This window comes from Alkalispirochaeta americana (genome assembly GCF_900156105.1).
Classification (GTDB): Bacteria; Spirochaetota; Spirochaetia; order DSM-27196; family Alkalispirochaetaceae; genus Alkalispirochaeta; species Alkalispirochaeta americana.
The window spans coordinates 48,458-73,385 of sequence record NZ_FTMS01000011.1 but is presented as its reverse complement, the minus strand read 5'-3'; the positions used below and the strand labels follow the sequence as shown (position 1 = coordinate 73,385).

The following is a 24,928-nucleotide window of genomic DNA, read 5'->3' as shown; positions in this document are numbered from 1 at the left end:
AAGCTATGCCGAAAATAGAAGTATACCGGGATGCCCTGATCGAACTGATCGGGTCGGGGCCCCTGACAGACGAACAGCTGGAGGAGATTTTCCCCTGCGCAAAAGCAGAGCTGGACGAGTCTGCCGACGAAACGGGAATCATGAAGGTCGAGTTGAACGACACCAACCGGCCCGATCTCTGGTCCACGGCGGGACTCGCACGACAACTGCGGATACACCAGGGCGGGAATCATCCCGACTATCCCTTCTTTTCCGATTCCGGGACGAGTCGGGAGAGCGCCGGACGAAAAATAGTGGTGGACTCCTCGGTCCGGGAGATCCGTCCCTGGGTTGTGGGCTTCGTCATGACCGGAGACCCCGTCAATGAAGCCGTTCTGAAGGACCTGATCCAGACCCAGGAGAAGCTCACCTGGAACTACGGGCGCAAGCGAAAGTCCATTGCCATGGGGCTGTACCGCTCCGATCTGATCACCTATCCCGTGCACTACCGGGGGGCTGATCCCGAAACGACCCGCTTTGTTCCGCTCCAGATGGAGCAGGCCCTCTCTCTCCGAGAGATTCTCCGGAAACACCCCAAGGGACAGGAATACGCGCACATCGTGGAAGACCTCCCCCTTTTTCCCCTTCTTGAAGACGACAAGGGGGAGATTCTCAGCTTTCCTCCCGTTATCAACAGTGCCCACCTGGGAGCGGTTCAGGAGGGAGACAGCAGCCTCTTTGTGGAGCTCACCGGAACGGACCTGGATTCGCTTCTTCACGCAGCGTCCATCGTCGCCTGTGATGCCGCTGACCTGGGGTACACCGTGGAACCGGTGGCCGTGGAATATCCCTGGGAGACACCCTACGGTCGCTCTTTCACCGTTCCCTATTACTTCCAGGTTTCTCAAAGCGCTCCGATAGCCCAGATATCAGCCCTTCTCGGGGTGGATCTCCAGGAAAAGGAGATCCTCCAGGCCCTGGGGCGCATGGGCATTGAGGCTTCGATCGCCGAAGGATCGGTGGAAATTCGTGTGCCCCAGTACCGGAACGATTTTCTTCACCCCGTGGATGTGGTGGAGGACGTAATGATTGGCTGCGGCATGGATTTCTTCTCGCCCCGGATGCCCCGGGATTTTACCATGGGCCGACTGACGCCCCTGGAAGAATATAGCCGGCGCCTGAAAACGCTCCTGGTGGGGCTGGGGTTCCAGGAAATGGTCTTCAACTACCTGGGATCGGGAAAAGATTACATAGAAAAACTCTACCCCAGGGACGAGTGGGACCAGGCCTTTGCTCACACCGTCCAGGTGGATAACCCCATGAGCGAGAACTACGCCTTTGTACGGCCCTCGGTGATCGCCTCGTTGCTCCAGGCAGAGAGCGTGAGCGCCAATGCGGTCTATCCCCACAACGTCTTCGAGGTTGGCAAGGTTGCGGAACAGTATGAGCCGGATCCCACGGGAACGAGAACTCTGACAAACCTGGGGTTTCTCACGGCCGATCGGGGCGCCGGCTTTAATCTGGTAAATTCTCGCGTCTCAGCTATACTGTACTACATGGGGCACGAGTATTCCCTGCGGGAGTGCCGGGACTCCCGGTTTATTCCGGGGCGGGCGGCTGAGATCGTGCTTCAGGGAACGGACCAGGCTGTGGGAGTCTTCGGAGAGCTTCATCCCCGGGTGCTCGACGCCTGGGGTATCCAGATGCCCTGCACGGCCGGGGAGATCAACCTGGAGGGGTTGTTGGATCATGTCGGCAAAACCGGAGGTTCTGCATAAGCCTCAGCTTCTCTTGCCCTATCCAGGGCCAGAGCCGGACCCGGAGGTGTTGGATATCTTTCTATACCTTCGGCCGGAATCCAACGGGGTCCTTGTGGAGAGCACGATACTCTCGGTGATCCAGCATTGCCGGGAGTACCGCCAGGGGTTGCAGTTTATCTACCTGGCCAATTTCCCCGGCAGTTATATCGTGAACAACGCCATTGTGGAGCGCCATTATTCGTTGCGTCTCTTCTTTGCCGTTCACGGAGGCCGGTTTTTCACCGGCGACATGCGGCGGCAGTTCGGGGACTTCTACGGTGAGCCCTTTCCCGAAGGGCGGGTTCTCGGAGCCTTCTCTGCGCTTCAGCGGTATCACTGGTCTCCGGAAGAGCTCTTCTCCCTTTGGGTGAAAGAGAGGGACATTGTCCATATCGCCGGTCAGGTGATAAAGCGGCATGGCGATGATTACATCGTAAATTATGATATTCCCGCCCTGCTTCACAAGAATACGGCTTCCACCGATATCGCCGTCATGGCCTTTCGGACGCGCCTGGGGTATCCCCATTTCTTTGAAATAGCCCACCAGATGAAACGGGCCTTGATCGAGCGGGGAATCCTTCGGAAAACCTCCCCTATTGCTCGTACCGTCCACATCTCGCGAAGCCCCTTCGAGCAGCTAGCCGATACCCGGGATTATCTTCTGCGGCCCGACGGTTCTCCTGCGGTGTTGGAAGACTCGTCCTTTGCCCGATTTCTTCTTGACCAGGGGCTTTCCCTTGACGGCATACAGGGAGTTCTGGAGCATCCTGTGTGCACCTTCAACTTTGGGGAGGGGTTGCCCGGGGATCACCACCTTTTTGATCTGGCCGAGGGATTTTCCTACGGTGACGCCTACAGGCTCCTGGAGCGGGTTCGGGCCCAGGCGCTGGTGCCCGGGTATCTTCGCTAGGTTTTTGTGTTCCTTTGGAGAGCTCCTTCGGGGAGCTCCTTCCGGGTGGGGGCTCATTTCTCTTCCGCCAAGGCTTGCCGACGTGCTACCATGGAGCGGTGAAGGATCAAATAGTTCAGGATCTTCTTTTGAGGGTGCATCCCTTCCGGTTCTTGCGTGGCCATCAGAGGGACAGGTTGGCGCAGAATCTTCAACCCCGGAACGTTGCCGAGGGTGAGACAGTCTTTCTCCGCGGTGATGAGGATGATCGTGTTTTCCTGATCGCCCGGGGGGAGGTTGAAATTCTGGACCCCCGGCGCGGAGATGACCAGCTTGTCACAGTGGTGAAGCCCTTCCACTATTTTGGAGAATGGGAAGCCATCTTTTGCGAGCCCCGGCTTTTTGGCGCCCGCGCCCGGGGTGAGGGCCTTCTTTTCTGGATCCCGGGGCAGCGATTTCGAGAACTTCTTCGGGAATCTCCCGCCTGCTCCCAGGGGTTCGGGACGATCCTGAGAGATAACCAGGGGATATTCTCGGGTTTTGACCGCTTCACGGGCCGGCTTCTCAAGGAAGCAGACGAGGGTTATATCAATATCGAGGGACTCCTGCCCCTCTACCGCTCGCTTCATCCGGCGATTCATCCGAGGGTGACCGATCCTCACCGCCTGGACACGGCGGCCTTTCACTACGCCCTGCGACGCCTTCCCGAAAACGTCACCCGGACCTTCGCCTTTCTCCTGGTGGATGAGTTTCCCCACGCCTTCGATGAGCCGGAAACGCTTTTTCCCGTTATCGCTACGGCAGCGCGGCGGCGTGATGTCTGGGAGATGATGCCGGGCAAAAACATGGTGCTTCTGCGAAACGGCCGCTCCGATCTGATCGACCTGGTAAGTTGCCTCTGCCTCTATGCGGTGGAGGCACAAAAAATCCGGGAGCGTCTGGCCCGGGATCAGGCAGCACCCCGGCTCCAGCGGTTCCTGTCATCCGGGGAAGGAGGGGATGAGGAGGATTTTCTCAGGACCATGCCCTTCAGCACCCGGGAAATGGCGGGGATCAGAAGCATTTGGCCTGCCGATACGCCTCAGAGGCTCTACGAAATTCTCAGGCATCGGGAGATGATCGGCATTGATGTGCGGCGGCAGCGGCGAAACTACAATATGCGCCGAGGCGAGTACTGGATCAGCCAGGTGGCTCGGGTAACGAGGGAGCTCATCGGGTGCGATCCCACGGACCTGTCTTCCGAGCGAGGGGTTCACATTGTGAGCAGCAATACCCACTCCGTAACAAATTGTCTGAATCCCTGGTTTCCCGAGCACCAAAGCGCTATCCTTCAGTGGGGGAGGCAGGAGCAGCACGCTGCATTGGAGGGGGCCTGGCGCCACCAGGCTGACCAGGTCTATGCCTTGGCCCGGGATTATTTTGCTGTCTTTCCCCGGGAGGCAGAGATTGCGCGAAAGCGTGCACTCGCCGGGGGACAGCACTGGCTTGACCAGACGGCAAGTACAGGAATCCAGGTGCAGGTGATCGACCTGGAGCAACTCAGGGGTGAGGCCTACGACGAAGACCTCCTCCCTGTTCCAGGCGGCTGTCGCGACCTGGTGGTAAACATCGATTATGCCTTCGGGCACCAGGCGGAGTACGTGATCAGAAACCTGCTGACCCTCTTCGGGGCGAACATCCGGAGTATCAGTTTTCTGGGAAAGGCCGGAGCGCTTGCAGGAGAACGAGGGGACCTCCTGTGTCCCTCGGCGTTTATTGAGCAGCAGACTGATCAGTTTCAGCCCTTGCCGGGGAGCCAAAAAGAGCTTGAAGCGATTCTGGCAAAAACCTTCGCCGTTCACAGCGGCCCCATGCTGACCGTGGAGGGAACCTTGCTTCAGAACAGGCAGATGCTCTCCTTTTATCGGGAAATCTGGGATGTGGTGGGGATGGAAATGGAAGGAACCCATTATTATCGGGAAATTCTGGAATCTCGCGAGTTGGGGGTTATTCCCCGGGATGTGAGGTGTTCCTTTCTCTATTACGTTTCCGATATACCGCTTCGGGCTCATGGGGGCCTCACGGCACCGCTGGCGCCCCACGAGGGAGTCCCTCCCCTCTACGCAATCACCCGAACAATTCTGAACAATATTCTCGGGGGAGGAGCCCTATGACAGCTTTAGCCCCGCGGCGGCTGGTTTTCACAAACCGCAAGGGAGGCTGCGGAAAGACCACAACCAGCGTGAATATCGCCGCAGCTCTTGCACATATGGGGCATCGGGTGCTGGTGGTCGACACGGACCCCCAGGCTCACGCAACCATGTCGCTGGGGATAGCCCAGGCCGGGCTGAAGGCGGACTTGAGCACCCTCGTGGAGAGCCGTTCCTCGTTCGAGGAAACCCTTCAGCCCACCTATATCCCCCGCCTGGCCGTTATTCCCTCGTCGCGGCGGCTTGCCGATTTCGAACGGCGCCACTCCAATCTTCGGGAGGCCCGGTTCTGGATGAGGGATCGCTTGAGTCCGGCCATGGATTCCTTCGAGTTCACCATTTTTGATACGCCCCCCACAACGCAGCTGCTGACGCTGGGGGCTCTCATCGCGGGGCGGGAGGCCTACATCCCCATGCAGGCCCAGTTCCTGGCGATGGAGGGAATGATCGAGATTATCGAACTCACCGAGCAGATTCAGAAGCATTACAACCCCGACCTGGAGGTTCGGGGGATCATCCCCACCTTCGTGGATACCTCGGTTCTGGGGGGAGGGGCGCTTTTGGAAGATATCCGCAACCGGTTGGGCCGGGAGCTGGTCCTTAAACCCGTTCACCTGAACCGGGAGCTTGCCGAGGCGCCCGGAGCAGGCCAGACGATCTTCCAGCACAGCCTTCGGAGTTCCGGTGCGATCGATTACTACCGGGTGGCTCTGCAGATCCGGGATCGGGCTCCCGAAGGTTAACCCCGGGATTCTGCGGGCGAGTCCGGTTCGCTCTGATCCGGTCAGCTCCGGTGGAGCAGATTCCGCCGGATAACATCCAGAACGGTCTCCTGCATAAAGGGTTTGCGTATATAATCGTTCATTCCCGCAGCAAGAAAGCTTTCCCGGTCTCCCTCCTGGGAGTGGGCTGTGATAGCGACTACCGGAAGATCTTCGGGAAAATTTCCTGTCCGGCCGTGGCGTTGCCGGATTTTTCCTGTGGCAGTGATGCCATCCATGCGGGGCATCGAAATGTCCATCAGGACCAGATCGAAGGACTCCTCCGCCAGCGCTTCCAGGGCTTCCAGGCCGTCGCGGACTGCCCGAACCGCGAACCCCGCCTTTTCAAGGATAGTCCGAAGAACCAGACTGTTGGTCTCGTTGTCTTCGGCAACAAGAATCCGCCGAACCTGTCCCTGCTTTAAGTCACACCCGGAACTATCTTTGGAGCCAGGCGCTCCCTTGGTATCTGGCCCGGCCGCACCCTGGGATGAGGGAGGCTCGTCGCTACAGGCGATCTCCAGGGGAAGGGTGAGGAAAAATCTCAACCCTTCCCGGGGAGGTGTTTCGAAGTAGATCTGTCCCCCCATGAGTTTTGCCAGTTTTCGTGCGATGGCCAACCCCTGAACCTGAGGGTCAAAGCGCGGATGCTCTCTCCCCGTTTCTTTCAGGGCGCTTCTCAGAAGCTGCTCCTCGGATCGATCGACCTTTCTGGCTGCATCGGATACTTCAAAGGTGATTTCCCGGAGGTAATCGGCAAGAGGTTTCTCGGTTACATCTAATGAAATTGAACCGGCCCTGGTGTAGGTGATGGCGTTGCTTACCAGATTCACCAGGATGTGGCGCAGTCTGTTTTGATCGCCGCGGAGGAAGGGGGGGATCGATTCGGCCAGGGTCACGGTGAAGGTTATGTCCTTGCGGGTTGTCACGGGGTGGAAGAGGTGTTCCACCGCCGAGACGAGGTGGGAGAGGTTGAAGGGAGCGTCTTTCAGCAGGAGGTTGTTCCCCTCGACCCTGGTGAGGTCAAGAAGATCCTCCACCACTGCCAGGAGCGATCGGGACGAGGCGTGCAGGGTTTCTGCGTATTCCTGTTGCTCCGGCGAGAGGTCTGTCTGGAGCAGGAGTTCCGCCGTAGCAATAATTCCCCCCAGGGGGGTCCGGATCTCGTGACTCATGCTTGCCAGAAAAGCGCTTTTTGCGTCGTTGGCCTCAACTGCACGCTCCCGGGCGATAATGAGATCGTCCTCCAGGTGTTTGCGGCCGGTGATATCCTGAAGCGCGGTAAGGCAGAAGGGGTGTTCTCCCGGGAGCGGCCTGCTCTCGAGGCGGATCAGACTTGTCGTTCCCTGTACTGTCCGAAGAGCCACTTCGATCGATTGCTGTTTCTCCTGTTGCAGAACCGTTTCCAGGTGGTCCCTGAAGGGTTGATGGTATTCCCCAGGGAGAAAACGGGTAAAGGGTGTGCCGGGAAGGCTGCGCTCGTCGGCTTGTAAAAGGGTCGTTCCTGCCTGGTTTGCCCGGACAATTGTCCCCGTTGAGTTCAGAAGGATCGCTGCCAGGGGGAGTCGGAGAAAAAGGTCCTCCTCCGGCAGATCCCGGCAGGAGGCGCGTTCGCTGGAGGAGGTTTGGCTCTTCATCTTCCGATGATTATAGTATGATTGATGCTGATCTGCCAGACCGGACACGGCCCGGCTCGTGAGGCCTGCGTCGGGGGATCACTGCAGGAGAAAATCCTTCAGGGACTCGTAATTGGTGCAGACCGGCACCGAGGGGTGAGCCTCCTGCATCGATGAGGGGGGGCAGAAAAAGGCTCCCCGGTGGGCTTCGAGAATCATGTTGAGATCGTTCCAGGAGTCTCCGGCGGCGACCACCTGGAGGTTCATGGCCTTGAACGCCTGTACAGCCTGTCGTTTTCCGTCTTCCTGGCGCAATCTGTAGTCCGTGATTCGTCCCTCGGGGGTAACCTTCAGGCTGTTGCAGAAAAGCGTGGGCCACTGGAGCTGGCGCATCAGCGGTGAGGCGAACTCTTCAAAGGTATCGGAGAGGATGATTACCTGGGTTTCTGCCCGCAGGGATTCAAGGAACGCCGCCGCCCCCGGCAAGGGTTCCATGGAGGCGATGACGTCCGTGATGTGGGGAAGGCCGATACGATGGCGTTCCAGGATCTCCAGACGGGTTCTCATGAGCTCGTGATAGTCCGGTATGTCCCGGGTTGTGATGTTCAGTTCCTCTACACCCGCTGTTTTGGCAACGTTCAGCCATATTTCGGGAACCAGTACCCCTTCCAGATCAAGGCAGATAACTCGCATGGCCCTTTCATAGCACATACCGGGGTGGCGCCACAATTCCTGTTTCCCTGGTTCTTAAGAAAAAGATACGACCAGTAATTGTTCGTTCTGGAATGATTTGCCTTTCGATCCCGACGATAGTTTTTCCCCTTTCGGGCGAATAAAATTAGTTAACGATTAAAATGAATATAATTACTCAATTATTATAGCTCTTTGGCGACGAATAACGCCGAATAAACTGATAGAATCGGTTTACATCGTACAGCAAATATTAGTATCATAATTATCGATGAGAAAAACAGGATGGTTATGGAAGAAAATAGACGAGTAAAAATACGAATTGAGGGTCTTTACAAGATCTTCGGAAGACAGCAGGACCGTGCCCGTCAGATGCTACTCAAGGGAAAAAGCAAGGACGAGATCCTGAAAAAAACAGGGTGCGCCATTGGCGTGGCCGATGCATCCTTTGATATCTACGAGGGAGAGACCCTGGTCGTGATGGGGCTTTCCGGCAGTGGAAAGTCAACGTTGCTCCGGTGCGTGAATCGCATTCACGAACCCTCCTATGGAAAGATCTTTGTGGATGACCAGGACGTCACCATCATGGAGGCCGACGAACTTCGGGAATTGCGCCGAAAGAAGTTCGGTATGGTTTTCCAGAGCTTTGCCCTTTTGCCGCACCGAACCGTTCAACAGAACGTCGAGTTTGGCCTGGATATTCAGGGTGTATCTCCGGAAGTCCGTGCCGAGAAAGCCCGGACAGCTCTTGCATCGGTGGGGCTGGAAGGCTGGGAAGACTATTACCCGGACAAGCTGAGCGGCGGCATGAAACAGCGGGTCGGTTTGGCCCGGGCTCTGGCGGTTGAGCCGGACGTGCTCCTCATGGACGAGGCCTTCAGTGCTCTGGATCCGTTGATCCGTACTGACATGCAGGATGAGCTTCTTGCGCTGGAAAGCGAGGTAAAGAAGACGATTCTCTTCATTACCCATGATCTTGATGAGGCTCTCAAGATGGGAGACCGGATTGTCCTTATGAAGGACGGGGAAGTTGTTCAGATAGGTACCCCCGAAGAGATCCTCTCCAGCCCGGCAAACGAGTATGTGGCCAAGTTTGTAGAGAACGTGGATATCACAAAAGTGCTCACTGCTCAGGATGTGATGAAAAAGGCTCGCCCCGTAGCTTTTGTAAAGGATGGACCCCGAACGGCGTTGCATAAAATGCGCGATGCCAACATTTCTGGCATCTTTGTTGTTCGACAGAATCATGAACTTGTGGGGCACGTGAGTGCCGAGCGTGCCGCCGAGGCGCTGAAAAAAGAAGAAAAGTGGCTCGATCACGTGGTGGACCGGGAAGAGATTCCCACGGTTCTCCCGGATACGCCGCTTCGGGAAATTTTCCCCATGGCTGGCGGAAAAAATCCCGTTGCTGTGGTGGACGAGAAAAATATCCTGAAAGGTGTGATTGTCCGGGGTGCCATCCTGGCGGCGCTGGCCGAGCAAGGAGGCAACAATGACTAATATACCCCGAATTCCTCTGGGAGCCGGTGTTGAGGCGGCTCTGGACTGGATGACCACAACATTCTCCTGGGCCACCCGGGCCTTTTCCACGGTGGTTCAGGCTGGAATCAATTCTCTGGAAGATCTCCTGGGACTTTTCCCTCCGTTGATCCTGATAGCGCTCTTTGCTGCTCTCGCATGGAAGCTCACGGGGCGAAAGCTTGCAATTTTTACCTCCCTGGGGTTGCTCTTTATCTGGAACATCGGGCTCTGGTCGCCGACGCTTGCCACAATCGCCCTGGTGGTGGTGGCCACGGCAATCGCTGTAGCCATGGGCCTGCCTTTGGGAATACTGGCTGCCTTGAACGACACTTTTTACTCGATCATAAAGCCGATTCTTGACTTCATGCAGACCATGCCGGCCTTCGTATACCTGATCCCGGCGATCCCCTTTTTCGGACTGGGCCAGACATCGGCGGTTTTTGCCACGGTGATCTTTTCCATCCCTCCCACGATTCGCCTGACAGCTCTGGGAATACGACAGATCGACAAGGAGTTGATCGAGGCTTCTGACGCCTTTGGAAGTACAACTCGTCAGAAGCTCTTCAAGGTGCAGATGCCTTTGGCGTTGCCCACCATTATGGCCGGGGTAAACCAGACGATCATGCTCGCTCTCTCCATGGTTGTTATCGCCGCCATGATTGGGGCCGGGGGGCTCGGAAGCGAGGTCTGGAGGGCTATCCAGCGACTCCGACCTGGACAGGGCTTTGAAGCTGGTGTGGCTGTGGTAATTATAGCGATGATTCTGGATCGAATGAGTGCCAGTATTGCTTCGCAGAAGCGGGAGCAGTAGGGAGCACTGGAAGATACGGTGATAGTGAGCCGCCTGCGGGCTCTGTATGATAGCCGCCGGACCGGAACCCCTGGTCCGGCTAGCATGAAAACAAACCTTTCAAGGAGGAATATTGATGAGGTTTACGAAAAAAGCTCTCTTGAGCGTGTTGATGATTGCGATGGTTGCGTCCCTTGCTATGGCAGGTGGTTCAAAAGAAAAAGCGGTTGACGGTGTCGGTGGCCCTGTCAACATCGCCTACGTGGAATGGGATCGCGAAGTTGCCATCACCCACGTGGTTGGAGAGATCCTTGATCGTGCGGGATACGATGTGACGATTCGCAGCGTAGCCAACGCGGCAATGTGGCAGTCCGTGGCTACGGGGGATTCCGATTTCCACGTGGCGGCATGGTTGCCCGTGACGCACCAGATGTTCTACGGACCCGAAGGTCAGTTCACCGATCAGGTGGAGGATCTGGGTGTAACCTACAATAACGCCATGCTTGGACTGGTTGTTCCCTCCTACGTGGAAGAGAACACTGTGGAAGAGCTTGTTGCAAACGCCGGGGCCTACAACAACAAGATTGTGGGGATCGATCCCGGTGCCGGTATGATGCAGGCCACAGAGGATGCGATCGCCGACGATGTCCTCGGCTTGGGAGCCTTCGACCTCCTCGAGGGAAGCGACGCTACCATGATGTCCGCTCTTCAGGATGCGATCAGGAACAACGAGCCCATCGTTGTCACCGGTTGGGCTCCCCATATCAAGTTTGCCCGGTTTGATCTCAAGATCCTGGAAGATCCCGCAGGGATCTACGGCGGGACCGAGACGATCAACGCGATCGGACGGCTTGGTCTCAAGGACGATCTTCCCCTGGTCTACGAGTTCCTCACAACCTTTGACTGGATCTCCGTGGAGGATGATCTGATCAGCCCTGTGATGGTCATGACCGATGAAGGAATGAATCCTGAAGATGCCGCTGCACAGATTGTTGCGGACAATACCGATCTGATCAACAGCATGCTTCCCGAAGGGTTGCAGATCTAAGAACCCTGACGGGGAATCTGATGGGGCTGTCCGCGAGGACAGCCCTTTTTTTCTCTTGCGATTTTCACAGTTCGGTCTTATCGTTAGAGGGAGCCTGAAATCTGCCGGCCGCCTTTGATACGAGGGCGTGTTTGGTATATTTTGGTGGCCGCCGCACCGAACAGACCAGGTGTGGGGGCACAGAAAGGGAATGTTATGATCATCGCACGGGTAATCGGTAGCGTGGTTTCTACCATAAAAGAGCCAAAACTGGTCAGTCAGAAATTGCTCATTCTCCGGCAGTGTACTTCGTCGGGAGACCTCTCCGGTCCCGAGATGGTCGCGATCGATACCGTCGGGGCAGGCACGGGTGAGCTGGTCATTGTCGCTCTGGGCAGTGCTGCCCGGGAGACGGACAAAACCGAAGGTGCTCCGGTTGACGCGGCAATCGTGGGTGTAATCGATTCACTTGAAGTTGAGTCGGGGGAAACCTTCCGAAAAGAATAGGAATCACAGGTCGTTTCCGGGGCGACGTCCCGGAAAGACAGGCGATACAGACATGACAGGACAGAAAGAGGAGGCAGAGGAATGGCATCAGTTCAGATGATCGCGCTGGGGATGGTAGAGACCAAAGGGTTGGTCGGTTCGATTGAGGCAGCCGATGCAATGGTGAAGGCAGCCAACGTGCAGCTTATCGGAAAAGAGTATATCGGCGGTGGTTTTGTTACCGTCATGGTTCGAGGTGATGTGGGTGCGGTGAAAGCAGCGACCGACGCCGGTGCAGCGGCAGCGCAACGAATTGGCGAACTGGTAAGCGTTCACGTGATTCCCCGACCCCATGGCGATGTGGAGTCAATCCTGCCAAAAATCAGTTCCTGATTGTGATGCGGCATGACGGGACGGCAGAAGGGCTTTCATGAGAGATAGTCGCACCATGCTTAGTGTCGGCGTAGATGTCGGCACCACGACAACACAGGTCGTCTTCTCTCGGCTGGAGCTTTACAATGTCGCCCGTCCCGGTCAGATTCCGCGCATTGAGGTTAGCGCTCGGTCGGTGCTTTTCACCAGTGATATTTCCTTTACCCCCCTGATATCGCCCGATGAGATCGATTCTGATGCTCTTGTGGCGATTGTGGAGCGGGAGTACGGCAAAGCCGGCATGACCCCTGAGATGGTCGAAACCGGTGCGGTGATCATAACCGGGGAAATTGCCCGGACAAAAAATGCCGACGTCATGCTGGAAGCCCTTTCGGATTTCGCTGGAGATTTTGTCGTCACCGTGGCGGGGCCGAATGTGGAGGCCCAGATAGCCGGCCGTGGTTCTGGTGCTGCTGCGTATTCGGCAGAGCACTATACCCAGGTGACCAATATCGACATTGGGGGGGGCACGGCCAACGCGGCGATCTTCAAAATGGGAAGAAACGTGAGTGCCTCGGCGATGGCTGTCGGAGGGCGCCAGGTTATCCTGGAAGGAACGTCGGGAATCGTGCGGCGGATCGCCGGGCCCGGAAGGGCCATCATTGACGCTTTCGATATTCCTTTGCAGGAGGGGCGGCCTGCGGAGTTGTCGGTGCTGGAGGATTTCTGCGATCGCATGGCCGATCTGACGGCAGATCTCGCCCAGGGGATACGGCCCTCCCTGGGAGATGCGGTCCAGCTGAGTCCTCCTCTGACAGCATCGGAGGAGTCAACCACGGTGTTTCTCTCGGGGGGCGTAGCCAGGTATTTCTACGAGCCCCTGGAGATCAGTTCGATCGCCGATGTGGCAGTCCACAACGATGTGGGACCCCTTTTTGCCCGATCTCTGCGGCTCAACCCGCGTTTTCGGTCAATGAAGGTAATCCCTCCGGGGGAGACCTTGAGGGCTACCGTCCTGGGTGCTGCAAGTCAGACAATAACCCTGAGTGGAAGCACGATTTGGACCGATGGGGATATCCTGCCGCTCAGGAATCTGGCGGTGATCTATCCACAACTTGAGCAGGATGATTTCGATAATCCCGGCCGGTTTTCTGCGAGTACCGAGGCGGCGGTGCGACGTTGGGATCAGCACACCCGGGAGATCGGTTTTGCTCTGGCTCTCGACGTACCGCAGGAGATGAATTACCGCAGACTCTCCTCCATTGCTGAGGGTCTGGGGCAATTTTATGATGCGGTGGTTCCCGAGGGAATGCCGCTGGTGCTCGTTCTGCAACGTGATTTTGCCCAGAGTCTGGGGCAGACCATCAAGGCGCTGCGCGGGGATATCCCGGTGATCAGTATTGATCAGGTCGGGCTGGGCGAGGGTGACTTTATCGATATCGGGGAGCCGATTCTGGGAGGGCGGGTGGTTCCGCTTTCTATCAAGACCTTGGTGTTTTATCAATGATCCGGCACGAAGCAAAAAAAGGAGAAGGGGAATGATCCTAAAGACCAAGCTGTTCGGTACGACCTATCAGTTTCATAGCATAAAGGAGCTGTTGGCCAAGGCGAACGAGATTAAATCGGGTGATCAATTGGCGGGTATCGCCGCCGAGAACGCCTCTGAACGGGTAGCTGCACGGTTTGTTCTGGCAGAACTCCCGTTACGGGTGCTCAGAGAGAATCCAGTGGTTCCCTACGAGGACGATGAAGTCACGCGGATCATTCAGGATCAGGTGAACGTCTCAATTTATACCGGGATCAGCGGGTGGACCGTGGGAGAGCTCCGGGAATGGCTTCTGAATGATACCACCACGGGGGATATGATCGTCCGGGTTGCGCGGGGTCTCACTTCGGAGATGATTGCGGCAGTGACAAAGCTCATGTCGAACATGGACCTCATGCTGGCTGCCTCAAAGGTGCGTGTTGTGGCAAAGAACGCCAACACCATCGGGTTGCCGGGAACACTGGCCTCCCGTAATCAGCCTAACCATCCCACCGATTCCGTGGAAGGTATCCGGGCTGCGCTCTACGATGGCTTGAGCTTTGGTTCCGGTGACAGTGTGATCGGAATAAACCCTGTGGACGATTCCCTGGCGAGCGTCTCCCGGCTCCTGGAAATGACCTGGGAGGTGATCGAGCGCTGGGAGATTCCCACCCAAAACTGTCTCCTTTCTCACGTTACCACCCAAATGGATGCTCTCAAGAAGGGCGCTCCTGCGGGGCTTATCTTTCAAAGTATTGCCGGTACCGAGCTTGCCAATACCAGTTTCGGGGTGACCGTGAACATGCTCGATGAAGCCTACGACATGGCCAAGAAGTACTGTGTAACGCCCGGGCCGAACTACATGTATTTCGAGACTGGCCAGGGAGCCGATCTTTCGGCCGATGCCCATCACGGTGCGGACCAGGTCACCCTGGAAGCCCGGAAATACGGCCTGGCAAAACGGTACGAACCCTATCAGGTAAACTCTGTGGTGGGTTTCATCGGCCCTGAGTACCTCTATGACTCGGTTCAGATCATTCGGGCCGGGCTGGAAGACCACTTCATGGCCAAGCTTTCGGGGATTTCCATGGGGGTGGACGTGTGCTACACGAATCATGCCCGGGCAACCCAGAACGATATCGAGAATCTGGCGGTGCTTCTCTCGGCGGCGGGGTGTAACTTCTTCATCGGTGTTCCCCTGGGAGATGATCCAATGTTGAGCTACCAGAGCACCAGTTTCAACGATGCGGCCAGTTTGCGGCGGTTGCTGAACTTGCGGCCCTTGCCCGAGTTTGAGCGGTGGATGGAGAAGATCGGGCTCATGGAAGACGGCGTTCTCACCGAAAAAGCCGGGGACGCTTCGTTCTTCCTGCAACGGTAGGGCACACGGAAAAAGGAGCATAGACATGGAACAGACCAAGCATGATATAGAGGCTATCGTTCAGGCAGTGTTAAAGGAGCTGGGCGGATCACCGGGAGCGACTGCCGCTGGTTCTGCCGGAAAGGCTCAGGTCGCTTCCCCGGAAGGGGGCGTTGTTATCGACCTGGATGACCCCACCACCGTCGAGGCCCGCCAGGAAATCGGAGTACAGAATCCTGTTGATCCAGAGGGCTTGAAGAATCTGAAAGCCGCCTCGGGCGCGCGCATTGGGGCTGGCCGGGCGGGATCCCGTCCCCGGACCAAATCGCTCTTGCTCTTCCAGGCGGATCACGGAGTAACCCAGGATGCGATCTATTCCGATGTCCCCGACGAGGTCATCGAAAAAATGGGGCTCTTTTCTGTGCAAAGCAAAGTTGAGAACCGGCAGCAGTACCTCATGAGGCCTGATCTGGGGAGGGAGCTCTCCGATGAGGCGAAGGCGCTGGTGGCCGAGAAATGCACGAAAAATCCCCAGGTGCAGATCGTCGTGGGCGATGGCCTGAGCGCTGCTGCCATAAACAACAATGCGCCGGAGATTCTTCCCGTTATCCAGCAGGGGCTGAAATCAGCGGGTATCTCTTCGGGCACTCCTTTCTTCATCAAGTACGCCCGGGTGGGGGTGATTAACAGCGTAAACTCCGTTCTTGGGGCCGACGTAGTGATTATCCTGATCGGTGAACGACCCGGCCTGGGGGTTGCCGATGCGATGAGCGCCTACATGGGCTGGAAACCTGCCAAGGGAAAGACCGACGGAGAGCGTGATGCTTTTTGCATGATTACGACCCAGGGTGGAACGAACCCCCTTGAGGCGGGAGCCTATATTGTGGAGCAGGTCAAAAAGTATCTCCAGTACCAGGCAAGCGGTGTAGATCTCCGGATGAAGATTTCCGGCGAGCAGGGCTGAACGAGGAGGATGAGAAGATGGCTACCCTTGATCCAATAAAACCAACTATTTTGGCAGTTCGGCTTATCCCGAATGTTCACACCGATTTTGCAAAGCGGCTGGAGTTGAGACCGGATCAGCGAAGCATTGCAATTATCACCTGCGATATGGATGATCCCCTCTACGTGGCGCTGGACGAGGCCACAAAGATGGCCGATGTGGAGGTCGTCTACGGACAGAGCTTCTATGCCGGATCGGCTCACGCGTCGGGTAAACTGTCGGGAGAGGTGATCGGTATTCTTGCCGGAAACGATCCCGCCGAGGTTCGATCGGGCGTCAACGCCTGTGTGGCCTATTGCGAGGAAAGCGCCTGGTTTTACTCGGCCAACGATGATGATTCGATCGCTTTTTTCCCCCATACCATTTCACGAACAGGATCGTTCTTGAGCAAGATGGCCGATATCCCCCTGGGGACACCCCTGGCGTATCTCATTGCTCCACCGATTGAATCGACCTTCGCCATCGATGCGGCGCTGAAGGCAGCTGACGTGGAGATGAAGGAGTGGTTCAAGCCGCCCTCGGAGACAAACTTTGGTGGAGCTCTTATGGCGGGTTCCCAGAGCGCCTGCAAGGCTGCCTGTCAGGCCTTTTCCGATGCGGTGGTGGAAGTTGCGGCCCATCCGCTGAAGTACTGATTGGAAACGGTTCTGGAAAGGGGGAGGAATGCAGGAAAAGCAAACCTTTGATGCGGATCTGCTTTCGATTCAGGAAGCGAGGGAGCGGGCTGTTGCTGCTCGTGCTGCTCAACGGAAGTTTCTGAAGGCGTCGCAGCAGGAGGTGGACCGGATCTGCGCCGCCATGGCTGAGGCTGCGTTTAAGGCATCGGAACGGCTGGGACAGATGGCCCACGACGAGACGGGCTTTGGTGTCCCCGCTCATAAACGCGTGAAAAACGAGTTCGCCAGCAAGACTCTCTGGGAATCCATACAGAATATTCCCACCGTTGGCGTGATCGAGCGGGACGAGGCGCGCAAGGTTGTAAAGATCGGTTGGCCCGTGGGGGTGATTGCAGGGTTAATTCCTTCAACCAACCCGACTTCCACGGCAATGTATAAAATCCTCATCGGGGTGAAGGCTCGCAACGCTGTGATCATCGCACCCCATCCCTCGGCGAAAAAGTGTTCTCTGGAGACGGTGCGCATTATGGCTGAAGCGGGGGAACGGGCCGGAATGCCTCCCGGACTGGTCAGTTGCATGGAACAGATCTCTCTGGAAGGGTCCCGGGAGTTGATGCAGCATTATGCGGTGTCACTGATTCTTGCTACCGGAGGAACCCCCATGGTTCGGGCAGCCCATAGCATGGGAAAACCTGCGATCGGGGTTGGTCCGGGGAATGTCCCTGTCTACGTAGACCGGAGCGCCTACGTCCGGAAGGCTGCTCAGGATATCGTCAACAGCAAGGCCTTCGATTGTTCCGTGATTTGTGCTACCGAGCAGGCTGTTGTGGCAGACCGACCCATTGCGGAGCAGTTGCGACAGGAGATGCGTGCTGCCGGGGCGCACTGGGTGAACGCTGAAGAACGGAACGCTCTGGAGCGAACTCTTTTTCATTCCAGCGGCGCCATGAACCCCAAGGCTGTGGGGAAGACTCCGCAGCAACTGGCTGCCCTGGCGGGGTTTTCTGTCCCTGATCATGCCCGGGTGCTTGTGGCTGATCTGGAGGGGGTCGGGAAGGAATACCCTCTAAGTGGGGAAAAGCTCACCACTGTCCTGGGGTTCTACGTGGAGGATGATTGGCATGCCGGGTGCGAACGGTGCCTGCAGCTGATCCGCTACGGAGGCGACGGCCACTCCCTGGTGATTCACGCCACCGATGAAGAGGTTGTTGAGGCCTTCGGTTTGGAAAAACCGGTCTTTCGCATTCTGGTAAACACCTGGGGAACCTTGGGCGCCGTGGGAGCAACGACGGGCGTGATGCCCTCCATGACCCTTGCGCCTGGTGGTGTCGGCGGGGCGGTGATGAGCGGAAATATTACCGTGACGCACCTTCTGAACGTAAAGCAGCTGGCGACGATGACCCTGGAACCTCCCGAGGCCGCAAAGAGTCTCGCTCCGGGGGTGAAGGCTGTGTCGGACGGCCAGGGGAGTGCCGGTACGTCTACCCACTCACCAGAGCTGATCGCCGATATCGTTCGCCAGGTTCTGGCGGAGATATAAGGAGCTGGTAGATGGCTGATGAACCAAAAAAAGGTGGCAAGAAGAACGATCCTGTCCAGCCCGAACTTGATTCGGTTGAGGAGGGGGGGCTGGCGCAGGGCGATACCGCCGGGCAAGAGAAAGATGCCCGGAAGGGAAACAGCAAAGGCAACAAAAATAAAGGCGAGAGTAGCGGGGAAGACGGCGGGAAATCGGAACAATCCGGTTCTTCATCACCAAAAAAAGAGAAACCTGAAAAGGAGCAGACAATGGCAGACGTACAGATGATCGCGTTGGGAATGATCGAGACCAAAGGGCTTGTCGGAGCAATCGAGGCAGCCGATGCGATGGTAAAGGCAGCAAACGTAAAGCTGATTGGTAAAGAATATATTGGTGGCGGTCTGGTTACTGTCATGGTTCGGGGAGACGTAGGTGCTGTTAAAGCTGCTACCGATGCCGGAGCGGCCGCTGCGCAGCGGATCGGGGAGCTGGTGAGCGTTCATGTAATTCCTCGGCCCCACAGTGATGCCGAGATGATTCTGCCGAGCGCGAAATAATACTGTGCCGGTGTGCACCGAGGGGGAGGGGATCCTATGGCAGGCAAGAAAAAACTATACACCGAGGATTCGATCCGTGATCTGGGACGAAGCGGTAGCTGTTCCCTTCTGATCCTTGAGCCAGGGGATATCATTACGCCCCTGGCCCGGGATTTGGCGAGGGAGCTTTCCATCGAGGTTCGGCGTCGTCCCGCTTCGAGCCAGGGTGATTCCGGTGAAGGCCGGCCCGGGGCGAACCAGGATGCTCTGGCGGCTCCGCCCCCGGTGGCGAAGGAGCTTTCTTCCCAGAGGGGTATCAAGGTCGTGAATGGCCGGGAGGTATCGTTGCCTCCCTTCGCCTTCGATATCGGCCGGCCCGAGATGGATGTTCGGTGCGGAGATGTGATCACCTCGGCCGATGGAGCTCCTCTGGCAGCGGGGTTCCTCTCGCTCCAGAAAGGATCCTTCCCCTGGACCTTTCATTACCATGAAGTTCAGTACGTGCTGGAAGGGGAGTTGCATATCGGGACTCGGGAGGGAACGATCGTGGGCAAGCCGGGCGATATCCTCTACGTGCCCCACGGAACGGCGATAACCTTCGGGACTCCTTCCTGGGCGAAACTCTTTTACGTCACATACCCGGCTGACTGGGCGATGCCGTCGTGAAAAAAGGCAAAGCTATGCCGTTGTACACCGAGGAAGCCCTGAGGCACCTCCTGGGGCCGCCCCGGGAGGGGATGAAGCTTTCGCTACCCCGGGGATCCCGCTTCTCTCCGGCGGCACAGGACTTTCTGAACCACTGGAAGGTGGCAATCGCTTTTGATGATCCCTCGGGTTCCCTTCCTTCCGGTGAGAAGGAGGCCTCGGGGATGGCTGATTCCGGGTGGGATCGCCCCGGTGAGTTTCCTGTCGTTCTCTCGGGAGATGCTCCTCGTTGCGCGCTGTGTGGTTCCGGTGTGAAGGAAAAACCGGAACATATGACGCAGGTCGATGCCGAAAGGTTTGATGCAAAGAACAGTCCCCGGATACGCTTTCGGGGCAAAATGGACAGCCTGAATGCCTGGGTTATGCTGACAGCGTCCCGGGCCAGGACGGCGGGGTATCCAAAACTGGTGGAGCATCTGGCCACGGTGGCGGCCTATTGCCGGGAAATAATGAGCGCCGAGTATAATCTGCGGCCTGTAGCGCCGATCCAGGTAGCTGGATTCGACGAGGCTGCTTTGCGGAAGGCTACCCACGATCCGCAGAAAGAGCTGGGGGTGCCACACCTGGCGCCTGCTGTAGAGGATGCGGAACTGCTTCATTGGCTCAATGTGCTGCGAACCCAGGTGAGGGAGACGGAGCTTGTTGCGCTTGATGCCTTCCCTCCGGGGTCATCCCGGGAGCTTCCTGAGCTGGCGGTTGCGGTGAATCGCCTGAGTAGCGCCGTCTATCTGCTGGAGCTCCTGCTGGTGCGGGGAGACTACGGTGCAGGAGGTCTCCTGTGAACAGCCGACTTCTGGAGATCCTCGACAGAGCTGATCAGGTGGTGCAGGAAACGGGCCCTGTCCGGGCCGAAGGGCGTCTCTCGGTTGGAGTGGATCTGGGAACGGCCTATACCGTCATGTTTGTCCTTGATGAAGAGGGTACGCCCCTGGCGGGGGAGTACCACTTTGCTCAAGTGGTGCGCGATGGCGTAGTGGTGGATTTTCTTGGGGCCACGGATCTGGTGAGGTCCATGAAAGAGCGTCTTGAGGCTCGTCTTGGACGGGAGCTGGAGAGCGCCGCCACTTCGTACCCTCCGGGGGTTTCTCCCGGAGAGGTCCGGGCGGTGAAGTACGTTCTGGAATCGGCAGGTCTTTCCTGCAGCACCCTGATCGACGAGCCAAGCGCGGCCAACACGCTTCTGCAGGTTGATCAGGGCGTAGTTGTGGATGTAGGAGGCGGAACAACGGGGATCGCCGTGATAGATCAGGGAGAGGTGGTCTATACGGCCGATGAACCCACGGGAGGAACCCATTTCAGTCTGGTCCTGGCGGGAGCACGGAAGATCTCCTTTGACCAGGCCGAGGCGCTCAAGACGGATCCTTCCAGACATCGGGAGTTGTTTCCCCTGGTGCGGCCGGTGATGGAGAAGATCGGTTCGATCATCTCCTCCCATATTGCACCCTTTCAGGTTGACCGAGTGTACCTGGTGGGTGGCACCTGCAGTTTTGAGGGTATGGCGGGCGTTGTCCAGGCGGCCACGGGGGTAGAAACCCTGGTGCCGGGCAATCCGCTTTTTGTGACGCCCCTGGGAATCGCTTTGAACGACGGGGTCCAGACGCTGGCGCTGGCAGAAAGGAATAACTGATGACCACTGACAATTTTCAATTGAGGGCCTATTGCTATCTTGACCGGATGCAGCCGCAGTACGCCGCCTTTGTGGGTACCGTGACCCAGGGTGATCTTCCCATAGAGGGTATGGCAAGCCTTTACGTGGAGATGGCTCCAGGGAACTGGGTTTTTCGGGTGGTTGATGCGGCTGTAAAGGCCACCAGTGCTCGCCCGGGGGCTCAGATTGTGGAACGGGAGTTCGGAATGTTTGAGCTTCACTCCACCTCCCAGGAGGATGTGCTTCAGGCTGGTGAGGTGGTATTGCGGGAGCTCGGCCTGGATATGAGCCAGCGGAAAAAACCCTCGATTGCCTCGATGCAGGTGATCACCAACGTGAACGGTTACCAGGCACAGCTCCTGAACCGCTTCAGTCGGGGGATGATGCTTGTCCCGGGGGAGACCATGCTGGTCCTGGAGGTTGAACCTGCTGCATACATCAACCTTGCTGCAAACGAGGCCGAGAAAGCTTCAACGGTCAACTTGATGCACATTAGCGGAGTTGGGCGATACGGACGGCTCTGGATGGCGGGCACCGAGGCCGATGTCCTGGCTGCGCGCGATGCGGCAGTGACGGCGATAGAATCGATTGATGGTGTGTGACGGAGGCAGAAGAATGGGAAAGCGTTTTATCACAGCCCGGGATATTGATGAGTTGACGGAACGGGGAGAAACAGAGCTTTGTCTTGATGCCAATACGGTGGTTACCGATGTGGCGCGGGAGCGGGCACGGGAACGGGGTGTTTCCCTCCGCCGGGGCGAAGGCGTTGCAGCACAACAGGATGCTCCGGTATCGCCTGCCGCAGCGGGCTCGCTGGAGGCGGCCCCGGCCGATGCTGCCCTGGCGGCCGCCGTGAGGAGGGCTGTTGTGGCCCACCTGGGGCATGAACCCGCGGGATTGCAGGGCGTGATCGCCAGGATACTTCAGAAGAGGGGCTGATCCCCGTCGTTCCCTGCATGGACACGGGGGGAACGATTCCGCTAACCTGATGCGTATTCGATTGACCTTAATAAGGAGGATGAATACGTATGCAGGTAATGAAAAAGTTTTCACTGCTCCTGGTGCTGATCACTGCGGGGATGCCGCTTTTTGCCGGAGGAGCTCCCGAGTCACCCCGGGAGGCGGGGATGGTTATCGGAATATCAAAAATAGTTACTCACCCGGCCCTTGATGCCGTGGAGCAGGGCATCCTGGACGAGTTGCGGGACCAGGGGTTCGGCGATCTTTCGTTTGATTTGCAAAACGCCCAAGGTGATGTCTCCACGGCGGCCCAGATTGCTCAAAAATTCCGCGCTGATCGTGTGGCCGTGGCCGTGGGGATCGCTACGCAGACTGCCCAGGCGCTGGCGAATACCCTCACAGATATTCCTGTGGTCTTTGCCACCGTGACGGACCCGCTGGGGGCCGGCCTTGTTCCCTCCCTGGAGGGGGGTGGAGGAAACGTCACGGGAACCTCTGATATGACCCCCGTTCAGGCCCAGTTCGAGCTCATTCGCGATGTCCTGGATGCCAAACGGGTTGGGCACGTTTATGCCAGCGGCGAAGCCAACGCTGTGAGTCTGGCCGGGAAAGCCCGGGAGGCGGCAGAGTTCTTCGGGATGGATTTTATTGAAGCCACGGTGGTGAATTCCAGCGAGGTTCGCGCCGCGACACAGTCGATTCTGCACCGGGTGGACGTGATCTATGTGAGCACCGACAACACCGTGGTGAGCGCCCTGCCGGCCCTGACGGAGGTCGCCGCGATGGCCGGGGTTCCTGTTGTTGCGGCCGATACCACGAGTGCTCTCGATGGAGGGGTTCTTCTGGCCCTGGGCTTTGATTACTATGCGTTTGGCCGGGTGACGGGAGGTATGGTTGCCGAGATCCTCCAGGGGGCCAATCCTGATCTCATGCCGGTGCGATTTATAACAGACCCTGCAGATCTTGACCTTCTGGTGAATCTGGACGTGGCCCGGGAGCTTGGGCTGGTCCTTCCCGAGGCATTAATCGAACAGGCGTCGCTGGTGATCGAGGAGGGAACCCTCAGGTGATCGAGGGTATCCTTGTAGAGGGCCTCCTCTACGGCGTTATGGCGCTGGGGGTCTTCATTACCTTCCGCATTCTGAACTTCCCCGATCTCTCCGTGGACGGGACTTTTCCCCTGGGGGCGGCTATCCTGGGGATGTCTGTCCTGGCCGGGGTGCCGCATCTCCTGGGAGTGCTTCTTGCCTTCCTGGGGGGTGCTGCCGCCGGGGCTGTTACTGCTACCATTCACAATAAGCTCAAGGTTCCTAATTTGCTGGCGGGAATCCTTACCATGACCATGCTCTGGTCCGTGAATATTCGTATTTTGGGGAATAGGGCCAACCTCTCGCTCCTGCGGACACCCACGGTGTTGAGCACCGCCACGGAGTGGATCGGCGGGGTTCTTCCGTACCCCTGGTCGGTGGTGGTGTTCTTTGCCCTTCTTGCTTTTGCGCTGAAGTTTCTTCTGGACCTCTTCTTTCACACCGATCTGGGGCTTGCCCTGGGTGCGATGGGGGACAACCAGCAGATGGTGGTGAGCCAGGGAGTAAACCCCGAGATCATGAAGGTCATTGGTCTGAGTCTCTCCAACGGGCTGGTTGCTCTTGCCGGTGCTTTTGCTGCCCAATACCAGGGGTTCGCCGATGTTAACATGGGGCAGGGTATTGTTGTGGCGGGGCTCGCCTCGGTCATGATTGGCGAGTTCCTTCTCCGATCCAATCGAATCGGCCTTTTGACATTTCGTGTTCTTCTGGGATCTATCGCCTACCGGGGGATTATGTACCTGGGCCGCTACTACGGATACCACGTGCGACTGACGCCCAATGATCTTCGTCTCCTCACAGGACTTCTGATTATTCTGTCTCTCCTGGCAAGCCGCTATCAGAGCGGTCGCAGCGAACGCACGCGTCTCCAGAAGAGTTTTCTCTCATCAAAAGAGACAGGAGGGACACCGTGATTTGCCTGCAGCAGGTCGCAAAAACCTTTCATCCGGGTACGGTCAATCAGGTGAATGCCTTGCGTCCCATTACGCTCGATGTGGCCGAAGGGGACTTTATCACCCTTATCGGAGGAAACGGAGCGGGAAAAACCACGCTTTTCAATCTGATCGCCGGATCCTTCCTGCCGAGTCAGGGGACAATTCGTATCAATGATCGGAATGTAACCAACGAACCGGAGTACCGCAGAGCTCGTTATATCGGCAGGATCTTCCAGGACCCCCTTCTGGGGACAGCCGGTTCCATGACCCTCGAGGACAACATGATGATCTGTTACCGCAAAGGGATGCGGGGGTTCCGGATAAGTTTGAACCGGGAGCGGCGATCATTCTTCCGGGATCAACTTGTGAACCTCCGGATGGGGCTGGAAGACCGGATGAAGGATAATGTACGGCTTCTCTCGGGGGGGCAACGCCAGGCTCTGACGCTCCTCATGATGGTTCTCTCCCGTCCGGATTTAATTCTCCTGGATGAGCATACGGCCGCCCTGGACCCGCGAAACGCCGATCTGGTGCTGGAGTTGACCCGCCGATATATCGAGGACTACGGCCTTACGGCGATGATGATAACGCATAATATGCAGCAGGCGATTACCTGCGGTAACCGGTTGCTCATGATGGATCAGGGTGAGATTATCCTGGATCTCCGGGGAGACGAGAAACGGAATCTTACTGTGGAGGGTCTTGTTGAACGGTTTCATCAAATCCGGCATCGGGATCTGGAGAGCGACAGAGCCCGCCTCTCCTAGGGTTCTCGGCCCGGGGTTCCTCGAGGCTTCGGGCAGGCCAGGAATGAATAACAATGAGGTGAATTTGCATATTTATACAAAAACGCCCGGGAGTCCTTGCAAACGAAAGGCGCCCTACAGCATAATGGGTCCACTTTTTCCAAGGA

General features: G+C 57.4%; 25 protein-coding genes. 23 read left to right on the top strand and 2 right to left on the bottom strand.

Annotated elements, in window-relative coordinates:
• Positions 1 to 5 precede the first annotated feature (5 nt).
• The 4 genes from pheT to BW950_RS09340 all read left to right on the top strand — a co-directional run bounded on the left by pheT (position 6) and on the right by BW950_RS09340 (position 5,599).
• Positions 6 to 1,757 carry a phenylalanine--tRNA ligase subunit beta gene (gene pheT, locus BW950_RS09355; RefSeq protein ID WP_076489036.1) on the top strand — a complete coding sequence of 584 codons (1,752 nt, stop codon included), beginning with the start codon at positions 6 to 8 and terminating at the stop codon, positions 1,755 to 1,757.
• Positions 1,729 to 2,688: a hypothetical protein gene (locus BW950_RS09350; RefSeq protein WP_076489035.1), complete on the top strand. Its 960-nt coding sequence runs from the start codon at positions 1,729 to 1,731 to the stop codon at positions 2,686 to 2,688. Before pheT ends, BW950_RS09350 begins: the two co-directional genes overlap by 29 nt.
• 98 nt (positions 2,689 to 2,786) lie before the next feature.
• Positions 2,787 to 4,820, top strand: coding sequence for a cyclic nucleotide-binding domain-containing protein (locus tag BW950_RS09345; RefSeq protein ID WP_076489034.1), 2,034 nt, complete (start codon positions 2,787 to 2,789; stop codon positions 4,818 to 4,820).
• Positions 4,817 to 5,599 (top strand): ParA family protein, encoded by a 783-nt coding sequence (locus tag BW950_RS09340; protein WP_076489033.1) that lies wholly within the window; start codon positions 4,817 to 4,819, stop codon positions 5,597 to 5,599. The genes BW950_RS09345 and BW950_RS09340 overlap by 4 nt, the downstream gene beginning before the upstream one ends.
• 41 nt (positions 5,600 to 5,640) lie before the next feature.
• Here BW950_RS09340 and BW950_RS09335 read toward each other — a convergent pair whose 3' ends face one another.
• Together BW950_RS09335 and thrH are read right to left on the bottom strand one after the other, a co-directional pair.
• Positions 5,641 to 7,254, bottom strand: a complete 1,614-nt coding sequence (locus BW950_RS09335) for a response regulator (protein ID WP_143559191.1) — start codon at positions 7,252 to 7,254, stop codon at positions 5,641 to 5,643.
• Between the two features lie 78 nt (positions 7,255 to 7,332).
• Entirely contained in the window at positions 7,333 to 7,926 is a 594-nt protein-coding gene (gene thrH / locus BW950_RS09330) for a bifunctional phosphoserine phosphatase/homoserine phosphotransferase ThrH (RefSeq protein ID WP_076489097.1), read from the bottom strand.
• A gap of 288 nt (positions 7,927 to 8,214) precedes the next feature.
• Between thrH and BW950_RS09325 the strand changes: the two genes are divergently transcribed.
• From BW950_RS09325 to BW950_RS09235, 19 genes are all read left to right on the top strand, one after another.
• On the top strand, positions 8,215 to 9,423 hold the full coding sequence (locus BW950_RS09325; RefSeq protein WP_076489031.1) for a quaternary amine ABC transporter ATP-binding protein: 1,209 nt from the start codon (positions 8,215 to 8,217) through the stop codon (positions 9,421 to 9,423).
• Complete coding sequence (locus BW950_RS09320) at positions 9,416 to 10,255, top strand: ABC transporter permease (RefSeq protein WP_076489030.1); 840 nt, start codon at positions 9,416 to 9,418, stop codon at positions 10,253 to 10,255. The genes BW950_RS09325 and BW950_RS09320 overlap by 8 nt, the downstream gene beginning before the upstream one ends.
• Before the next feature lie 115 nt (positions 10,256 to 10,370).
• Positions 10,371 to 11,282 (top strand): glycine betaine ABC transporter substrate-binding protein, encoded by a 912-nt coding sequence (locus BW950_RS09315; RefSeq protein ID WP_076489029.1) that lies wholly within the window; start codon positions 10,371 to 10,373, stop codon positions 11,280 to 11,282.
• 195 nt (positions 11,283 to 11,477) lie between these two features.
• Positions 11,478 to 11,768, top strand: coding sequence for a EutN/CcmL family microcompartment protein (locus BW950_RS09310; RefSeq protein ID WP_076489028.1), 291 nt, complete (start codon positions 11,478 to 11,480; stop codon positions 11,766 to 11,768).
• 81 nt (positions 11,769 to 11,849) lie between these two features.
• Complete coding sequence (gene eutM, locus BW950_RS09305) at positions 11,850 to 12,140, top strand: ethanolamine utilization microcompartment protein EutM (protein ID WP_076489027.1); 291 nt, start codon at positions 11,850 to 11,852, stop codon at positions 12,138 to 12,140.
• Positions 12,141 to 12,177: 37 nt separating this feature from the next.
• Positions 12,178 to 13,626, top strand: coding sequence for an ethanolamine ammonia-lyase reactivating factor EutA (locus BW950_RS09300; protein WP_234969077.1), 1,449 nt, complete (start codon positions 12,178 to 12,180; stop codon positions 13,624 to 13,626).
• Positions 13,627 to 13,657: 31 nt separating this feature from the next.
• Entirely contained in the window at positions 13,658 to 15,025 is a 1,368-nt protein-coding gene (locus tag BW950_RS09295; protein ID WP_076489025.1) for an ethanolamine ammonia-lyase subunit EutB, read from the top strand.
• 25 nt (positions 15,026 to 15,050) lie between these two features.
• Positions 15,051 to 15,968: an ethanolamine ammonia-lyase subunit EutC gene (eutC, locus tag BW950_RS09290; RefSeq protein ID WP_076489024.1), complete on the top strand. Its 918-nt coding sequence runs from the start codon at positions 15,051 to 15,053 to the stop codon at positions 15,966 to 15,968.
• A 17-nt stretch (positions 15,969 to 15,985) separates the two neighbouring features.
• Positions 15,986 to 16,642 (top strand): ethanolamine utilization microcompartment protein EutL, encoded by a 657-nt coding sequence (gene eutL / locus BW950_RS09285; RefSeq protein WP_076489023.1) that lies wholly within the window; start codon positions 15,986 to 15,988, stop codon positions 16,640 to 16,642.
• A gap of 28 nt (positions 16,643 to 16,670) precedes the next feature.
• A complete protein-coding gene (locus BW950_RS09280) occupies positions 16,671 to 18,164 on the top strand; it encodes an aldehyde dehydrogenase family protein (RefSeq protein ID WP_076489022.1) in 1,494 nt (497 codons plus the stop codon).
• Positions 18,165 to 18,412: 248 nt separating this feature from the next.
• Positions 18,413 to 18,700 (top strand): ethanolamine utilization microcompartment protein EutM, encoded by a 288-nt coding sequence (eutM, locus tag BW950_RS09275; protein ID WP_076489096.1) that lies wholly within the window; start codon positions 18,413 to 18,415, stop codon positions 18,698 to 18,700.
• 36 nt (positions 18,701 to 18,736) lie between these two features.
• Positions 18,737 to 19,345, top strand: a complete 609-nt coding sequence (locus BW950_RS09270; protein ID WP_076489021.1) for a EutQ-related cupin domain-containing protein — start codon at positions 18,737 to 18,739, stop codon at positions 19,343 to 19,345.
• Entirely contained in the window at positions 19,342 to 20,166 is an 825-nt protein-coding gene (locus tag BW950_RS09265) for a cobalamin adenosyltransferase family protein (protein WP_143559190.1), read from the top strand. The genes BW950_RS09270 and BW950_RS09265 overlap by 4 nt, the downstream gene beginning before the upstream one ends.
• Entirely contained in the window at positions 20,163 to 21,011 is an 849-nt protein-coding gene (gene eutJ / locus BW950_RS09260) for an ethanolamine utilization protein EutJ (RefSeq protein ID WP_076489019.1), read from the top strand. Before BW950_RS09265 ends, eutJ begins: the two co-directional genes overlap by 4 nt.
• The gene (locus BW950_RS09255) at positions 21,011 to 21,634 is read left to right on the top strand and encodes a hypothetical protein (RefSeq protein ID WP_076489018.1); all 624 of its coding nucleotides are present in this window, start codon (positions 21,011 to 21,013) and stop codon (positions 21,632 to 21,634) included. Before eutJ ends, BW950_RS09255 begins: the two co-directional genes overlap by 1 nt.
• 13 nt (positions 21,635 to 21,647) lie before the next feature.
• Positions 21,648 to 21,971 carry a hypothetical protein gene (locus tag BW950_RS09250; RefSeq protein ID WP_076489017.1) on the top strand — a complete coding sequence of 108 codons (324 nt, stop codon included), beginning with the start codon at positions 21,648 to 21,650 and terminating at the stop codon, positions 21,969 to 21,971.
• Between the two features lie 89 nt (positions 21,972 to 22,060).
• Complete coding sequence (locus BW950_RS09245) at positions 22,061 to 23,062, top strand: ABC transporter substrate-binding protein (RefSeq protein ID WP_094336514.1); 1,002 nt, start codon at positions 22,061 to 22,063, stop codon at positions 23,060 to 23,062.
• Positions 23,059 to 23,994, top strand: coding sequence for an ABC transporter permease (locus tag BW950_RS09240; RefSeq protein ID WP_076489016.1), 936 nt, complete (start codon positions 23,059 to 23,061; stop codon positions 23,992 to 23,994). Before BW950_RS09245 ends, BW950_RS09240 begins: the two co-directional genes overlap by 4 nt.
• Positions 23,991 to 24,782: an ABC transporter ATP-binding protein gene (locus BW950_RS09235; RefSeq protein ID WP_076489015.1), complete on the top strand. Its 792-nt coding sequence runs from the start codon at positions 23,991 to 23,993 to the stop codon at positions 24,780 to 24,782. The genes BW950_RS09240 and BW950_RS09235 overlap by 4 nt, the downstream gene beginning before the upstream one ends.
• Positions 24,783 to 24,928: the final 146 nt, after the last annotated feature.

Excerpts from the sequence above, each read along its gene's own strand:
- pheT (WP_076489036.1), top strand. The coding sequence starts at position 6 with ATGCCGAAAATAGAAGTATACCGGGATGCCCTGATCGAACTGATCGGG.
- BW950_RS09350 (WP_076489035.1), top strand. The coding sequence starts at position 1,729 with ATGTCGGCAAAACCGGAGGTTCTGCATAAGCCTCAGCTTCTCTTGCCC.
- BW950_RS09340 (WP_076489033.1), top strand. The coding sequence starts at position 4,817 with ATGACAGCTTTAGCCCCGCGGCGGCTGGTTTTCACAAACCGCAAGGGA.
- BW950_RS09335 (WP_143559191.1), bottom strand. The coding sequence starts at position 7,254 with ATGAAGAGCCAAACCTCCTCCAGCGAACGCGCCTCCTGCCGGGATCTG.
- thrH (WP_076489097.1), bottom strand. The coding sequence starts at position 7,926 with ATGCGAGTTATCTGCCTTGATCTGGAAGGGGTACTGGTTCCCGAAATA.
- BW950_RS09325 (WP_076489031.1), top strand. The coding sequence starts at position 8,215 with ATGGAAGAAAATAGACGAGTAAAAATACGAATTGAGGGTCTTTACAAG.
- BW950_RS09320 (WP_076489030.1), top strand. The coding sequence starts at position 9,416 with ATGACTAATATACCCCGAATTCCTCTGGGAGCCGGTGTTGAGGCGGCT.
- BW950_RS09315 (WP_076489029.1), top strand. The coding sequence starts at position 10,371 with ATGAGGTTTACGAAAAAAGCTCTCTTGAGCGTGTTGATGATTGCGATG.
- BW950_RS09310 (WP_076489028.1), top strand. The coding sequence starts at position 11,478 with ATGATCATCGCACGGGTAATCGGTAGCGTGGTTTCTACCATAAAAGAG.
- eutM (WP_076489027.1), top strand. The coding sequence starts at position 11,850 with ATGGCATCAGTTCAGATGATCGCGCTGGGGATGGTAGAGACCAAAGGG.
- BW950_RS09300 (WP_234969077.1), top strand. The coding sequence starts at position 12,178 with ATGAGAGATAGTCGCACCATGCTTAGTGTCGGCGTAGATGTCGGCACC.
- BW950_RS09295 (WP_076489025.1), top strand. The coding sequence starts at position 13,658 with ATGATCCTAAAGACCAAGCTGTTCGGTACGACCTATCAGTTTCATAGC.
- eutC (WP_076489024.1), top strand. The coding sequence starts at position 15,051 with ATGGAACAGACCAAGCATGATATAGAGGCTATCGTTCAGGCAGTGTTA.
- eutL (WP_076489023.1), top strand. The coding sequence starts at position 15,986 with ATGGCTACCCTTGATCCAATAAAACCAACTATTTTGGCAGTTCGGCTT.
- BW950_RS09280 (WP_076489022.1), top strand. The coding sequence starts at position 16,671 with ATGCAGGAAAAGCAAACCTTTGATGCGGATCTGCTTTCGATTCAGGAA.
- eutM (WP_076489096.1), top strand. The coding sequence starts at position 18,413 with ATGGCAGACGTACAGATGATCGCGTTGGGAATGATCGAGACCAAAGGG.
- BW950_RS09270 (WP_076489021.1), top strand. The coding sequence starts at position 18,737 with ATGGCAGGCAAGAAAAAACTATACACCGAGGATTCGATCCGTGATCTG.
- BW950_RS09255 (WP_076489018.1), top strand. The coding sequence starts at position 21,011 with ATGACCACTGACAATTTTCAATTGAGGGCCTATTGCTATCTTGACCGG.
- BW950_RS09250 (WP_076489017.1), top strand. The coding sequence starts at position 21,648 with ATGGGAAAGCGTTTTATCACAGCCCGGGATATTGATGAGTTGACGGAA.
- BW950_RS09245 (WP_094336514.1), top strand. The coding sequence starts at position 22,061 with ATGCAGGTAATGAAAAAGTTTTCACTGCTCCTGGTGCTGATCACTGCG.